Genomic DNA, 15,935 nt, shown 5'->3' with positions numbered 1-15,935 from the left:
GATCTGTACGCCGGGCAAGTGGCGGGTGGACTACGTGAAGTGGGAGTACTGCCACTTCCAGGAAGGCTATTGCATCATCACCCCGGACGGCAGGGCGCCGATTCACCTGCGCGCCGGCGACATCTTCGTGGTTGAACCGGGGATGAAAGGCACCTGGGAAGTGGTGGAGACCGTGCGCAAATATTTCGTCTTTGCCTGACAAGCAAAAGATCGCAGCCTTCGGCAGCTCCTACAGGGTCTAGTCTCACCCATGTAGGAGCTGCCGAAGGCTGCGATCTTTTTTGCCTCCCATAAAAAAGCCGGGAGATCACCCGACGTGATTTCCCGGCAACACCTACTGCGAATTTTTAAATACACCCACAGTGATACCTGTGGAAACCGAGACCTGTGGCGAGGGGATTCATCCCCGATGGGCGCAAAGCGCCCCCAGCATTGTGTCAGTTGAAACGCAGGCTCAGTGGTTGCGACTGCTACGCAGTCGATCGGGGATAAATCCCCTCACCACAAAGTCTCAGTTGCCACAAAAGTGTTGATGTCCAGGTTACTGTGGTTTGCGATAGCTGTTGATAATCGCCGAAAAGTCCTTGCCCCCTTCCCCGCGCTGGCTCATCGCCTGATACAACTGCTGCGCCACGGCGCCGAGCACCACCGGCTGGTGCGCCTGGCGCGCCGCTTCGGTCGCCAGCCCCAGATCCTTGAGCATCAGTTCGGCGCCGAAACCACCGGTGTAACCGCGCGAGGCCGGTGCCGTTTCGACGATGCCCGGCCACGGGTTGTACATTTCCGAACTCCAGCAACGCCCGGTCGAGCTGTTGATGATGCCGGCCAGCACCGTGGTGTCGATCCCCAGCGCATCGCCCAGCGCCATCGCTTCACTGACGCCGACCATCGAAATCGCCAGCAGCAGGTTGTTGCAGATCTTGGCGATCTGCCCGGTGCCAACTTCGCCGCAATGCACGATATTGCGGCCCATCTGCGCCAGCACCGGTTGCAGGGTGGCGAACAGTTCCGGGGTGGCGCCAACCATGAACGTCAGCGTGCCAGCGGTTGCACCGCCGGTACCGCCGGAGACCGGTGCATCAGCCATGGCCACGCCTTGTTTGGCTGCCGCAGCGGCCACATCGCGGGCGGTCTGCGGATCGATGGTGCTGCAATCCACCGCCGGCACGCCTTTGCCGATACCGGCCAGCACACCGTCCTCACCCAGCCAGACGCTGCGTACATGCACGGCGGCCGGAAGCATGGTGATCACCAGTTCGGCGTCTTCGGAGGCTTCGCGGGCGGAAGCGCGGATGGTGCCGCCCAGTTGCTCGAGTTCCGCCAGCACCGTCTTGTTCAGGTCTACAAGATTCAGCGAGTGGCCGGCCTTGATCAGGTTGCGCGCCATCGGCGCGCCCATGTTGCCCAGACCGATAAATGCGATTTTCATGGCGATTCCTCAGCGCAGGTTGATGGTGGTGTTCACGCCGTCGTTGACGCTGTCGTCATCGAACCAGCGCGCTGTGACCGTTTTGGTCTGGGTGTAGAACTGCACCACTTGCTTGCCGTACGGGCCAAGGTCGCCGAGTTTCGAACCGCGCGAGCCGGTGAAGCTGAAGAACGGCACTGGCACTGGAATCGGGATGTTGATGCCGACTTGGCCGACGTCGATTTCCGTCTGGAATTTGCGCGCCGCCGCACCGCTCTGGGTGAACAGGCCCGTGCCGTTGCCGAACGGGTTGGCATTGACCAGTGCGATGGCCTGATCAAGGGTGTCGACCTCCAGCACCACCAGCACCGGGCCGAAGATTTCCTGGGTGTAGATCTGCATGTCGGTGGTCACGCCCGAGAACAGGGTCGGGCCGACGAAGTTGCCTTGCTCGTAGCCCGGCACCTTGATGTCGCGACCATCGAGCTCAAGCTTGGCGCCTTCCTTGATGCCGCTTTCGATCAGGTCGAGAATCCGCGCCTTGGCTTTCTTCGAGATTACCGGGCCGACATCGGTGCCCGGCTCACTGCCGGCGTTGACCTTGAGTTTCTGCGCCAGCGCTTTCAGGTCCGGCAGCCATTGTTTCGCTGCACCGACCAGCACCACCACCGAGGTGGCCATGCAACGCTGACCGGCCGCACCGAAGCCGGCGCCGACCAGCGCATTCAGCGCTTGCTCGCGATTGGCGTCCGGCAGCACCACGGCATGGTTCTTAGCGCCCATCATCGATTGCACGCGTTTGCCGTGCTTGCCGGCCAGGTCGTAGACGTGCGTACCGACGGCGGTCGAACCGACGAACGACACCGCTTTGATGTCCTTGTGGGTGCACAGGCCATCAACCACGTCTTTACCACCATGAACGACGTTGAGCACGCCTGCCGGAACGCCAGCCTCGATTGCCAGCTCCACCAGCAGCATGGTCGACAGCGGATCCTGCTCCGAAGGCTTCAAGACGAAGGTGTTACCGCAAGCGATCGCCATCGGGAACATCCACAGCGGAATCATCGCCGGGAAGTTGAACGGCGTAATGCCGGCGCACACGCCGATTGGCTGGCGCAGGGTGTAGGTATCGACGCCGCCGGCCACGTTTTCGGCGAACTCGCCCATTTGCAGGGTGCCGATGGAACAGGCGTGCTCGACCACTTCCAGGCCACGGAAAATATCGCCCTCGGCGTCGGCAATGGTCTTGCCCTGCTCGGCGCTCAGCACCACGGCGATGCGTTTGGAGTGTTCACGGATCAGCGCCTGCAGCTTGAGCATGATGCGCATGCGCGCGCCGATCGGGGTCAGTTTCCAGGTCTGGAAGGCGCGGTGTGCGGCACTGATGGCGGCATCGACTTCAGCGGCAGTGGCAAACGGCACCTTGGCCAGCACTTGCTGGGTCGCCGGGTTGACGATGTCGTGCCACTCGGTGGTCTGCGATTCGACCCACTCGCCGTCGATCAGCAGCTTGACCTTCTGGACCGTGGTTTCGTTGGGCGTAAGCGATGCGTTCATGCTGGTCTCCGAAACTTGTTTTTATCGTAGGAGCCAAGGCGAAAGGTTCGCCTTGAGATGAGGCGTGTGTCACGAATTGGTTGTCGGACTGTTTTTGGAGTATAGATGTGCAAACTTCTAATAAGAACGCACATATAAGCCCGTCCATCATGCAAAAAAACATCACCTCCCTGGGGTCGCTGAACTGGGACGACCTGAAGTTTTTCCTCGAAGTCGCCCGCACCCGCAAGGCCAGCACCGCAGCCAAACGCCTGGCGGTGGACTACACCACTGTGTCGCGGCGCATCAGTTCACTGGAAGCGGCGTTGGGTACATTGCTGTTCGAAAAATCGCGCACCAGCGGTTTTGTGCTGACCAGCGAAGGCCAGCGTCTGCTGGGTTATGCCGAGTCGATTGAAAGCACATTGCACATGGCCTGCGAGCAGGTCTCCGGTTCCGGTGTCGCGCTATCGGGGCACGTGCGCATGGGTTGCACCGAAGGTTTCGGCAGCTTTTTCATCACCCCGCAACTGAGCCATTTCGTCGACGCCTACCCGGCGATCTCGGTGGACATCCTGCCGCTGCCGCACTTCATCAGCCTGTCCAAACGTGAAGCGGATATCGTCATTGCCCTGGAACGTCCGGAACACGGCCCGTACGTGTGCTGCAAACTCTGCGACTACCGCTTGCAGCTGTACGCAACCCAGGACTATCTCGACAAACACCCACCGATCCGCCGCCCGGCCGATCTGGGCAAGCATCAATTCATCAGTTATGTGGATGATCTGGCGTTCAGCTCGGAGCTGCTGTACTTGGCGAACGTGCTGCCCGGCGCCAGCGCAAACCTGCGCAGCACCAGCGTCATCGCGCAGTTCGTCGCGGCGCAGCAAGGCCGTTCACTGGCGATTCTGCCGTGCTTCCTCGCGGCGCAGGATCCGCGCCTGCTGCCGGTGCTGCCGGAGGAAATCGACATTACCCGGCAGTTCTGGATGTACTGCCGGGAGGATCTGAGGAAGTTGAAGCGGATCACCCTGTTGTGGGATTACATCCGTGAGGTGACCGAGCGCAATCAGGCGCTGTTGATGGGGCAGACGCGGGAAATGCGGTTTGCCGATTAGTCGGCGCTGACCACAATCGACACCCGGCGGTTCTCGGTGCGTCCGGAGGCGGTATTGTTGGACGCCACCGGCTCGCTGCTGCCCAGGCCCTGCAACTGGATATTTTGTTCTTTCATGCCGACGGTGGTCAGCACCTTGGCCACACTCTTGGCCCGACGCAGCGACAGTTGCTGGTTGTAGGTTTCCTTGCCCGACGCATCGGTGTGGCCGTCGACCCGCACGCGCTCGATGCCGACGCCGACCAGCGCCTTGCCGATGCGCTCGACGATCTCGGTGCTCTGGTTATTCAGGCTTTCGATATCGCTGCCAAACAACACTTTGCCCGACAGGCCAAACTCCCAGCCCTCGTCGGTCGGCTCAAAGCCCTGTTGCTTGAGTACGGCGATCTGCGCCGGGGTCAGGCCTTTTTGCGGTGCGGTCTGGCAACCGGTCAGCGCCAGTACGGCGATCATCAGCAAAGCGGAAAACAGTCGAGCGGGGAATGTGAACACGAAAATCAGCTCCTGGTTTGAAGATTGACGACCGGATCCTCCGATCCGGCAGTAAATTGGGCACCACGCGACAAGCGCTTGGCCTGATACATCGCCGCATCGGCAGCATCCAGCAAGCCTCCCGGCGTGGCCCCATGATCGGGGAAAACCGCAATGCCGATACTGAGCGACGTCACCACACTGGTGTCGCCCGGCAGTGCGATGGGCATGTCCATGCTGGCGAGAATCTTGTCGGCAATGCGCTCGGCGTCTTCGACCTTGTGCAACGGCGCGAGCAGCACGGCGAACTCATCGCCGCCCAGCCGCGCCACCAGATCCTCTTCGCGCAGTTGCGCGCGCACCCGACTGGCGACCGCTACCAGCACCGCATCGCCAGCCGCATGCCCGAAGTTGTCATTGATGCCTTTGAAGCGATCACTGTCGAGAAACAGCACCGCCACCCGCTCATTGAGCTTGCCGGCATTACGCAGGGCACGGATCAACCGGCCTTCGAAAAAGGCCCGGTTGGGCAGGCCGGTGAGGCTGTCGTGGCTGGCCTGGTGGGCGAGGGTTTCGTTCTCGCTTTGCAGGTGGGTCTGCCAGGACTCGAGTTCGTCGAGCAGGGCATTGAAGTCGTTGCCGAGGTTATCCAGTTCGGCGATCTGCGCCGGCGGCACGCGTCGATCCAGCGCGCGCTCGCTGCGGGCAGCGTGGGCCACCGTTGCGAGGCTACGCAGTGGTCCGGTAATACCGCGTAACTGTCGGCGCGCGAGATAGAGCGCGACCCAGGCACTGATGGCGGTACACAGGATGATCCCGGCCAGACCGCTGAGCAAAAAGCGCATGAGGCTACCGCCGTGACCGACCAGCAGAATGCGCCCTATCTCACGATCCTGATGCACGATCGGCAGGCTGATGGGTTTTTCCAGAATGGTACGGGCAGCCTGCATTTCCAGCTCGGAAAACAGGCCGTTTTCGGGCCGCTGCCAACGCGCCAGCAGTTGGCCCTGCGCATCGAAAACCTGGGCGTCCGCCACTTCTTCGGTGGAGGCGATCAGGGCCAGCGCTTCCGTTGCGGCGGGTTTGTCATTGAATACTACGGCGGCTTCGACGGTGTAGCTGATCGATCGTGCGATCAGGTGCAGGTTGTGGTCGGCATACACCCGCAGCGCCAGAACCCCGAGCAAGGTCAGCGAAACACTGGCCATCGCGACCCCGACCAACGCGACAATCAAATGCCCTCGGCCGATGACCGAGCCTAGCGTCGGGCGGATATTGGATCTGAACAACTTCATGGCGCCGCCGGTTTGCGGCGTGACAGCTGCAGAACGCTGGGGTGGATGCGCACGCCACTGCGCGCGACCGAATCGAGATTGACCTCGAACGACACTTGCTCGTCACCGACGCGCAGGCAGAACAGGCTGCCGACCGTGCATTGATCGCCGCCTTCGCTGATGCTCAGTACCGGATGGCCGATCAGCGAGGCAAACAGTCGGCTGCGCTCGTCCGCCGTGAGTTTGCCGATGTATACCGCATCGCATTCGCTGACGATGGCCGGGTTATCGGCCAGCAACCGACGCACGGTGACCGGTCGGCCCGTGGCCTGCGTTGTGCCTTTGACCAGATCGTCGGTGTACTCGGTGGGGCCGACGATGCACAGGCGCAATTGTGCCGGCTCCACCGGCCAGCGCGCATAACTGAGGATGCCGAGAACAACCTGAGTGACCGATTTGGCACGCTGTTCGGCCATGCCGGCCGGCACTTGTGATTGGGCAACAGCCACGCCCGCCAGCAACCAGAGCAGGCCGGCAAACAACAGCCGTTTGCAGCCAACTACGCGCTCTGTCGCCCAGACAGCCACCTTCATGCAGGGATTCTCTTGGATCGTACCGAAATGATGCCGCAACGATAGCACAGCGTCGAAACACCAGCGACACGGCGCCCTGACCGACGAGTCAATGCGCGCTTTTTTCAAGGTAGTTTCAATCCCGGGACGCGACGCTCTCTTCCAGTTCGAGCATCAGCCCGCTGAGGCGTTTGACCTTGCGCTGCACCGCTTCCTCGAACACGCCAACACGCGGTTCAATCAGCGTGAACCAGTTTTTCGCGCGAGTAATGCCGGTGTAGATCAGCTCCTTGGTCAGCACCGGATTCAAGGCATCCGGCAGAATCAATGCCGTGTGGGCGAATTCCGAGCCTTGGGATTTATGCACGGTCATGGCGTAAACCGTCTCGACATCGTTGAGCCGGCTCGGCAACACAAAGCGCACACCACCCTGCCCGTCGTTACGCGGGAACGCCACGCGCAGCACCGGTTTGCCAGCCTCGGGGCCTTCACGCTCCGGCAATTTGAGGGCGATGCCGATATCGCCGTTCATCAAGCCCAGACCATAGTCGTTACGGGTCATCAATACCGGGCGGCCTTCGTACCATTGCTGGTCGCTGTCGATCAGCCGCGCCTTGAGCAGCGCCTCGGTGATGCGCTGGTTGAGGCCTTCAACGCCCCACGGGCCTTTGCGTACCGCGCAGAGCAACTGGAAGGTGTCGAATGCCTGCAACACCTCGCGCGCCCAGTTGGTCCAGTCCGGGTGTTCCAGCGGTCTGCCTTGCGGTGGGCGCTGGTTGCGCAACACACTCAAATAATGGCGGTAACCCTGCGGGCCGTCGCCGTGGCCCTCCAGCAGCAAACGTTCGAGTTTGTGGTCACGCTCGCCCTTGAGCGGCAGCGAGTACACATCAGCGTAATGACCGGCCTCGAGCAACTGGCGCGCCTCTTCCGGCAATTGCTGATTGACTCGCCGCGCCAGCTGGCCGATGCCGCTGCCTTCACCGAATCGTCGGGAATGACGCAGCATCACCAGTTGCTGGGCCAGCGGGTGCGAGCCATCGTTATCCTCGAGCAGACCGCTGTCCTGCAGGGATTCGCCACTCATCGATTGCAGCCACTGCCGGGTCTGCGGGCTGTACCAACCCGCCTCGGCATCGCGGCACAGGTCGCCCAGTACCGCGCCGGCCTCGACGGACGCAAGTTGGTCCTTGTCGCCAAGCAGTACCAGTCGCGCATGCGCCGGCAACGCATCGAGCAGATTGGCCATCATTTCCAGGTCGATCATCGAGGCTTCATCGACCACCAGCACATCCAGCGGCAAGCGGTTGCCGGCGTGATGCCGAAAATGCCGGGTACCCGGACGACTGCCGAGCAGACGATGCACCGTGGTCACATCGCAGGGGATTTTCTCGCGTACGGCGTCGGTGACCTTAAGCGACTGTACTTGCTGGCTGATGGACTCGGTCAACCGCGCAGCGGCTTTGCCGGTCGGCGCCGCCAGGCGGATGCGCAACGGCTGACCGGCCTCCACTGCCGGCGCCTGCAGCAGCGCGAGCAGACGCACCACCGTGGTGGTCTTGCCGGTGCCCGGCCCCCCGGTGACGATACTGAACGCACCACGGGTGGCAAGGGCACAGGCAAGTTTCTGCCAGTCGACCACTGCATCCGGCTTGCTGGTTCCAAACAACTCACTCAACCGCTGCGGCAGGTTCGCTGGCGGTACTTCGCCCTGCGCCAGACGCAAGCGCAATGCGCTGTCGATACGTCGTTCATAGGCCCAATAGCGGCGTAGATACAGGCGCTTCCCGGACAACACCAAGGGGCGTTCATGCGCTACTGCGCTTGCGTCAGCCGCCAGCGCGACCAGAGGACTGCCCGCCAGCACCTTGCACCAATGAGCGCCGTCGAGGGCTTCGAGCAGTTGCGATGGCAGCAGTAGAGCCCCCCCTTGCACATCCCCTTCGGGAGGGAGCGACAAAGCAAAATCCGGGGCCTTGAGAGTTTCGAACAAATCCAGACACACATGCCCGTGACCGAGCTGATGACTGGTCAACGCGGCAGCGAGCAGCACCAACGGATCAGCCCCGGGCGCCAGCTCATGAAGGAACGCGACAAACGCTTTGTCCAGTGAACGCAGCCAGCCCCGTTCAACCCAGCGGGTCAGCAACAGCAGTAAATCATCGGCGCGGGTCAAAGGCGACAAGGTCGACAGACTGTCGTCGGCCAACGGGGTCGGCAGCAGATCGGCGAAGGTACGGTTCATAGCAGGATTCCCTGTTCCCATGCGGGTTCGGCTTTGGGTGCAGGTTTACCCTGGAACAAGCGGTCCAGGCTTTCGATGAGTTCTCGTGGCGGACGGGCAAAATACACGCCGCGACTGTCCGACCGCGTGCCACGCAGGAACAGGTACAGCGCCCCCCCTACATGCCGGTCGTAATCGTAGTCGGGCAGCCGCGCCCTGAGTTGGCGATGCAGTGCCAAAAGGTACAGCACATATTGCAGGTCATAGCGGTTGTCCAGAATCGAGCGCTCCATGGCCTGTTCGGTATATGCCATGTCGTCGACACCCAACCAGTTGGACTTGTAGTCAGCCACGTAGTAACGGCCATCGTGTTCAAAGGTCAAGTCAATGAATCCCTTGAACATCCCGTTGAGCTGCACCGGCTCGGCAGCTACCCGCGCCACGCCATTGTGGGTGTGCTGGCGTACCAGCTCATCGAGCTTGAGCACGTCGACCTGATGGCTGGCGAACCAGAATTCCATCTCGACCCGGTATTGTTTCAATCGCTCCAGTACCACCGGTGCTCGACCCGCACCTGCGGGTAACGGTGTCTTCAGCAGATGCTCCAGCCAGTCACTCAACGTGGCGATCCAGCCTTTCCAGCCACGCAGGTTGCAGCGTCGGGCAATCGCGTCCTCCAGCGCAGCGCGCTGAACGGTGAAACCCTCTTCGCCCGCCCACTCCAGCAAGCCGTGGAGGAATGTCCCCGGGTTGGGGCCGCGGGGGAACCGATGGATATCGGAACCACCGGCGATGAGTTCTCTCGGTGCTTCAGGATCGAGGCGCTCGTCATCATACAGTTTTTGTGCCTGCGGACTATCCGGTGCCTCATCACTGCCAACACTCAGCACATCACTGATGCGCAAGGCGCTATAGGACGCAATCCACCAGTTTTCACTGGCCTTGCGCTTGGGCAACAGGGTCGCGCTGAGCGTCGCTTCATTACGCGGTGGCTGATAATGCTCGTCCGTGGGTTGGGGCATGTCAGCGATGGCGATGGCCGGACAATCCTGTTGCAGGTCCTGCAGCCAGCGCTTCAATCCCGTGGACTCGCCCAGTGTTTCGCCACCACCGAGCAAGTAGCCCAGAGCCGAAAGGTGCAGTACAGAACTGTTGTTATTGCCGCGTTTGAGATCCGTCACACCCAGCCAGCAGGCGTGCTGCGCGCGGGTCAACGCCACGTAGAGCAGACGCAGATCTTCGGCAAGGCGCTCATCATCGGCCAAGGCAATCAACTCGGCAGTCGGCTTCAGACTCACCTGTGCCTTACCCGACGCGTCGTGGTAATTGAGTGGCAAGCGGCTGCCATCCACCGGTTTTGCCGAGCAGATGAACGGCAGGAACACCAGTGGATATTCAAGACCTTTCGACTTGTGGATGGTCACGACCTTGACCAGTTGCTCATCGCTTTCCAGACGCAGAATCTGCTCTTCCCCCGCCTGACCGGACAATGCCAGGTGTTCGGCCAGATGCCGGATCAGCGCCTGTTCGCCGTCGAGTTCGGCAGCAGCCTGTTGCAGTAATTCCGACAAGTGCAACAGGTTGGTCAGCACACGCTCGCCGTCGCTGCGTGCCATGAGGATCTGTGGCAGCTGGAAGTCGTGCAGCAATCGACGCAGCATCGGCAATACACCTTGCTTGCGCCACAATTCGCGATAACCACGAAACTGCATGACCCGGGTTTCCCAGACCAACTCGTCCTGATTCAGGCGTTCCAGCTCCACCAGTGGCAAGTTGAGAGTGATGCAGGCCAGCGCAGCCTTAAGTGAGCGCTCGACGTCCGGTTCGGCGCAGGCTTTGAGCCACGACAGCAAGTCATGGGCTTCCTGGGCAGCGAAAACCGAATCCTTGTCCGAAAGGTAGACGCTGCGCACGCCACGCGCAGCCAGTTCGCCACGAACAGACTGCGCCTCCTTGCCATCGCGGACCAGAATCGCAATATCTGAAGGACGCAGTCCTCTGAAGTCCTTGGCGCTCTGAACAAATCCTGCGTGCCCTGCTTGCCCGCCGTTGAGCAATGCGGTGATTTCGCTGGCGCAGGCCGCAGCCAGTTGCTGGCGATAGACCGCGCCGGACAGCGGCTGATCGCTGGGCAGGTGCCAGACATTCAGCGCCGCAACGTCCTGTCCGGCAATCTGTAGCCATTCTTTACGGCCCTGAGACTCAACAGGTAGAAACGGTACCGGATTCTTGCCGGTTTTCTGCCGAAACAGAAACGCGCCGCGCCCCAGCTCTCGGGACTCGGCGCGTTCGAACACATGATTGACCGCTTTCACCATGCCGTGGCTGGAGCGGAAGTTGGTACCCAGCGTGTGCAGTCGGCCGGCTGTAGCCTCACGTGCACGCAGGTAAGTGTAGATATCGGCGCCACGGAACGCGTAGATAGCCTGTTTGGGGTCGCCGATCAGGAACAGGCCGGTGTCTGGCGTGTTTTCCTCGATACGATAGATACTTTCGAAGATCCGGTACTGCACCGGATCGGTGTCCTGAAACTCGTCGATCAGCGCGACCGGAAACTGTTCGCGGATCAGCGTGGCAAGGCGCTCCGCACCATCGGACTGCAGTGCCGCGTCAAGCCGCAGCAACATGTCATCGAACCCCATCTCGGCGCGGCGACGCTTCTCTTCTTCAAAGCGCGCACCTACCCATTTGGCAGCATGTTGCAGGACTGCCGCATCAGGGGTCGGCAATGCATCGAGACTCGACTTGAGCCCTGCCATTGCATCGAGTCCCGGATGGCTCGGCGCCTGGCCTTTCCAGGCCTCGGCCATGCCGTCGGGCGTGAGCCGGGTGAAGCCGGTGCCGATGTCCAGTTGCTCCAGTGACTCCTCTTCAGCCCAGGCCTTGAGCTTTTCAAACCAGGGTTCAAAGTACCGGGCCTGCATCTTTCGACCGTCGACGACTTTATTTGCAACGCCCTCATGACAAATGACGAGCAGCTCATCAGCCCATTGCCGCCAGGGCATCTTCAGCTCAAGCAAGGCCGCACGACGCTCCTGCAGACACTCGTCGATCAGCTCTGCCGGGGGCTTGCCTTCGTCGCTGTCGCGTTCGCTGGCAAACAACCCGCGCACTCGAGGCAGCAACGCCGCAGGTCCACCCCAGTTGTTGCGAACCCAATTGAGGACATCGCCCTGCATGGGATAGCAGAACAGGCGCCAGTAGTCGCGCAGCACCTCGCCGAGCAGATCGCTGTGATCGGTTTCAAGGGATTGAGTAAACAGGCTGCCGCTGTCGAAGGCGTGCTCACGCAACATGCGTTGACACCAACTGTGAATGGTCGAAACGGCGGCCTCGTCCATCCATTGCGCGGCAATATCCAGGCGATTGGCGCAGCCAGACCATTGTTGCGGAGGATATTGCTCGCGCAGATCAGCAATCAAAGCATCAGGCGCCGGGATCTCATCCCGGAAAAACCGGGCAGCCTCGGCCAGTCGTGTGCGAATCCGCTCACGCAGCTCCTTGGTTGCCGCATCGGTAAAGGTCACCACGAGGATTTGCGGAGGCAATAACTCACGGCCGAAACCATTCCGGTCGCCGCCATGGCCGAGGATCAGCCGCAGATACAGGGCGGAAATGGTGAAGGTTTTGCCGGTACCGGCACTGGCTTCGATCAACTGGCTGCCGTGCAGCGGGAAGGCCAGTGCAAGCGGAGTCTTCGAACTCATGCGCGTCCGCCTTCACTTGCGAGTGAGCGCCAAGGCGCTTCATATAGAGGGCGATACAAGGCGTCGCACCAACCCGAAAATGTCTCATCGCTGAGTAGCGAATCAAAGTCGGCAAATTGCCGGGACAGCGCCGGGCTCTCACGACGCTCGCCTTCGCTGGTCTGGCCATCACCTTCATAGGCTTTGCGGGCCGAAGCTTGCGCCTTGAGCGGATCCGACTGGGACAGCCAGGCAAATGCCGTTTTTACTGCGATCGGCAGCGGCTGGCGCATTCCAGCCTGCCAGGCGAGCAGCAGATCACCGAGGAAACGCAACGCCCGGTCCTCCTCCATGGGATCGAGCAAAAGCGTGTCATCACTGGCTACCAACGCAGTGGTCATCGATAGTCCGCGGGCACAGGCGACAAGATGATTGACCCACGGTCTGGTCAACCGGTGCCATTTTCGACTCTTGATCGAGCCGATGCTGTTTGGAATGGTCGTGACTGATAGCAGTCCTCCATCGGCACGCTGATGCAAGCTGGCGAGCCAACCTTCCAGGCGCAGTCCCTGCAACTGGAGGCTGACCGGAACCGCGCTGGTCAGCGGTGTTGGCCATAACGTGAGCAACTGTTGGAAACGCTGAAGCAAATCCGGCAGCGGTTCGATCAACTCACGCTGCAGGCACTCACCGAAACCGGCCATGGGCAGCAGACCACTGTTTTGCAGGCGACGGGCCTGCGCCTCAAGCACCTGATCGATATTGTCGGGTTGCCGGAGTGCCGCGTCGAGCAGGCTGTCGCTGAGGGTATAGCGTTGCAATGCATCGAGTACAAAAGGCTCCTCGTCCGCCAGTGGCGCTTCAGCGGCCTCGAAATACACCTTGAGTCGCTGGGTGAAAAAGTGGCGAACCGGGTTGCGCAGGAAGTCCTGTAGCAGGACCAGAGTGAGAGGTTCTTCCTGAATATAGGGATCGAGCAACTGCTCCGCATTTAGGCTCTGAGCGGGTTGATGCAAGACCTGCCATTCTCTGGCATAGCTGAATAGTTGATTGCCCTCATGGAAGTAACGCGCACTGAACGGTTGCAACGGATGCTCCTCGGTTAACGCCTCCAGCAGATTCGTGCTCTCGTCGATCAATCGCCAGCCACTGGCGAGATGGTCTCGCAGTTGCCCGATCAGCACCGACGCCGGGCGCTCGCTGTTGTCGCGAATGCTGCGGCCGACCCAACTGATATAGAGCTGATTGCGCGCAGACAGTAACGCTTCCAGCAATAGATAACGGTCGTCCTCCCGTCGGGAACGATCTCCCGGACGGTAGTCGCTGCCCATCAGATCGAAATCCAGGGGCGGCTGCGCGCGTGGATAGTCACCATCATTCATTCCCAGCAAACAGACGAGTTTGAAGGGAATCGCACGCATCGGCATCAAGGTGCAGAAATTCACAGCACCGGCGAGAAAACGCTGGGACAACCGGCCCTGATCCAGACCGGCAAGCCACGCCTCACGAACTACTGTCAGCGGCAGTTCATCTGTCAGGCCTACCGATTCGCAGGTGTCCAGCCAGGTCTCGCGAAGTTCTTCCAGCTGGGTCAGCAAGAAGTCGTCATGTTCATTGCAGGCCTTGAAGAACAATTGCATCAGCGCCTGGAGACGTCGGCCCCACTCATCGGGTTGCGCTGGCTGCATGAGCTCCCGATGCGCCACTTCCAGCGCATCAAGCAACGCGACCAAAGGTCCGATCAGCGCAGCATCAAGCCCACCGATTTCGTCATAAGGTTCGATGCCCGCACAGGCATTGGAGCTGCCGACAGCGTAACCGAGCAGCATCCGGCGCAAGCCAAAATGCCAGCTGTTTTGTTCGAGTTCATCCGGCAGTCCCAGACCCGCCCGTTGCTCGGCATTCATGCCCCAGCGCACGCCAGCACCTTCAATCCAGCGATGCAGGGTCGGCAAATCACGTTCCTCAACACCGAATCGGGCACGTAAGGCGGGAACGTCGAGCAAATCGAGGATTTCACTGACCGGAAAACGACTGTCCGGCAATTTGAGCAGGTGCTCGACGGCAATCAGCAAGGGATCACGACCGCGCTGCCCCTGATCGGCCAGGGTGAACGGGATGAAGCGCGGATCGTGTCGCTCGAGCTGGCCAAACACCGCGCGGATGTGCGGGGCATAACTGTCGATGTCCGGCACCATTACGATCACGTCGCGCGGTCGCAGTTCGGGATTGGCGCTGAAGCGGGCCAACAACTGATCGTGAAGAATCTCGACCTCACGCTGAGCGCTGTGGGCGATGTGAAAGCGGATCGACTCATCCTGCGTCAGATCGACAGCGGGCCAATGCTCACGGGTTTCATCAAGTGGTCGCAACTCCAGGATGTCGTCCTGGAGCTGATTGAGCAGGTTCTGCGGCTGCGTTTCGCTGAACAGGTCGATGCGCCCGTCACGAAATGCCGCGCGATAACTGTTTGGATCATCGTAGCTGTCGAGCAGGTTGATGTAGTCGCGACCTTGTTTGCCCCACGCGGCGAGCAGCGGATGGGCATATTGATGCAAGGTGTCAGGATCAAGTACGAAGGGCATGCCGGTCTTGCGGCTCTGGCGCTTGTATTGGTGGCGCAGCAGATCTTTGTCGGCGACGATATCGGCCCAGTGGTGACGGCAAGGGTTGTGTACGCAAAGCAGGACTTGGCTGAAACGTGCGAGTCCGGCCAGAGCCTCAAGCACTTGAGCCGGCAATGAAGAAATACCAAAAACGATCACACGCGAGGGCAGGCCTGCGGGTGCGACCTCGAGGGTGTTTATTCTTTCGATAAACCGCTGATGAACACCCGCACGACTTTGAGCCATGCCCTGCTCACCAACATCCTGCAACAGCGCACGCCAGAGTTCGGCCTGCCAGCAACTGGTTGGCGGCAGGGGTTTGATTTCGCCCCTGACATTACGTAATTGATGGAAACCTTGCGCCCAGTCTTCAAGCCAATCCGCGCGATACACCTGATGTTGGTCGAAAAGATCCGCCAGGCGTTCAGACAACTGATAACGCTTACGCAGGTCGGTGTCGTGGGTGAGGAAGCGCTGGAGCGGCTCGAAATGCGGACGGTCGATCAACTGGGGTAACAGACGCATCAATCGCCAGGTCAATGGTGCCTTGTCGAGCAGGGATTTGGCAGGGATTTCATCTCGGCCCAAGACCATGCGGTAGAGCTGCCACATAAAGCTGCCGGGTAATTGCACGTCGATGGCTGCAGCAATTCCGCAACCACCGAGATCATCGTCCTGGGGATCCTCAGCCAATGCCAACTTGAGCCATTGGGCAATACCGTTGCTCTGCACCAGCGCGATTTCGTTCTCCAAGGGCGCCAATGGATAGCGCCGCATAATGCTGACCACCAGGCTGCGCAGCTCGTCCAGGCTATTGCTCTGGACCACCATGAATGCGGCATTGAGGGACGAGGCGTCCGGCATAAAAGCTTCCTTGGAAAAGTACAAAAGCCAAGGCAGAACCTTAGCACTGTCGGCTGGCTGTGACAGCCGGAAGGGGCACCTGCGTACCGTAGGAACTTTCCTGCGGGCAAAACAAAACCCCAACTGCTTTCGCAATTGGGGTTTCGGAATTTAATCTTGACGATGACCTACTCTCAC

The 15,935-nt window shown here is 60.6% G+C and carries 10 protein-coding genes; 2 read left to right on the top strand and 8 right to left on the bottom strand.

Annotated features, from left to right (window positions below):
* On the top strand, positions 1 to 199 hold a 199-nt coding region (locus DBR18_RS29240), incomplete at its 5' end, for a cupin domain-containing protein (protein WP_256588715.1).
* A 342-nt stretch (positions 200 to 541) separates the two neighbouring features.
* On the opposite strand, the gene mmsB is transcribed toward DBR18_RS29240, so the two are convergent.
* Both mmsB and DBR18_RS15125 read right to left on the bottom strand, forming a co-directional pair.
* Complete coding sequence (gene mmsB, locus DBR18_RS15130; protein ID WP_108590909.1) at positions 542 to 1,429, bottom strand: 3-hydroxyisobutyrate dehydrogenase; 888 nt, start codon at positions 1,427 to 1,429, stop codon at positions 542 to 544.
* A gap of 9 nt (positions 1,430 to 1,438) precedes the next feature.
* Complete coding sequence (locus DBR18_RS15125; protein ID WP_083367084.1) at positions 1,439 to 2,965, bottom strand: CoA-acylating methylmalonate-semialdehyde dehydrogenase; 1,527 nt, start codon at positions 2,963 to 2,965, stop codon at positions 1,439 to 1,441.
* A 149-nt stretch (positions 2,966 to 3,114) separates the two neighbouring features.
* Between DBR18_RS15125 and DBR18_RS15120 the strand changes: the two genes are divergently transcribed.
* Entirely contained in the window at positions 3,115 to 4,062 is a 948-nt protein-coding gene (locus DBR18_RS15120; protein ID WP_108590908.1) for a LysR family transcriptional regulator, read from the top strand.
* On the opposite strand, the gene DBR18_RS15115 is transcribed toward DBR18_RS15120, so the two are convergent.
* The 6 genes from DBR18_RS15115 to recC all read right to left on the bottom strand — a co-directional run bounded on the left by DBR18_RS15115 (position 4,059) and on the right by recC (position 15,758).
* Entirely contained in the window at positions 4,059 to 4,514 is a 456-nt protein-coding gene (locus DBR18_RS15115; protein ID WP_177482391.1) for an OmpA family protein, read from the bottom strand. The genes DBR18_RS15120 and DBR18_RS15115 overlap by 4 nt on opposite strands.
* 44 nt (positions 4,515 to 4,558) lie before the next feature.
* Positions 4,559 to 5,827, bottom strand: a complete 1,269-nt coding sequence (locus DBR18_RS15110; RefSeq protein WP_108590906.1) for a diguanylate cyclase domain-containing protein — start codon at positions 5,825 to 5,827, stop codon at positions 4,559 to 4,561.
* A complete protein-coding gene (locus DBR18_RS15105; RefSeq protein WP_108590905.1) occupies positions 5,824 to 6,399 on the bottom strand; it encodes a YfiR family protein in 576 nt (191 codons plus the stop codon). Before DBR18_RS15105 ends, DBR18_RS15110 begins: the two co-directional genes overlap by 4 nt.
* A 115-nt stretch (positions 6,400 to 6,514) precedes the next feature.
* A complete protein-coding gene (recD, locus tag DBR18_RS15100) occupies positions 6,515 to 8,623 on the bottom strand; it encodes an exodeoxyribonuclease V subunit alpha (protein ID WP_108590904.1) in 2,109 nt (702 codons plus the stop codon).
* Entirely contained in the window at positions 8,620 to 12,309 is a 3,690-nt protein-coding gene (gene recB, locus DBR18_RS15095) for an exodeoxyribonuclease V subunit beta (RefSeq protein ID WP_108590903.1), read from the bottom strand. The genes recD and recB overlap by 4 nt, the downstream gene beginning before the upstream one ends.
* A complete protein-coding gene (recC, locus tag DBR18_RS15090; protein WP_108590902.1) occupies positions 12,306 to 15,758 on the bottom strand; it encodes an exodeoxyribonuclease V subunit gamma in 3,453 nt (1,150 codons plus the stop codon). Before recC ends, recB begins: the two co-directional genes overlap by 4 nt.
* Between the last annotated feature and the right edge of the window lie 177 nt (positions 15,759 to 15,935).

The organism is Pseudomonas sp. HMWF021 (genome assembly GCF_003061005.1).
GTDB lineage: Bacteria > Pseudomonadota > Gammaproteobacteria > Pseudomonadales > Pseudomonadaceae > Aquipseudomonas.
Note: the sequence above shows the minus strand (reverse complement) of the source record. Positions and strands in the feature narration are given on the sequence as shown.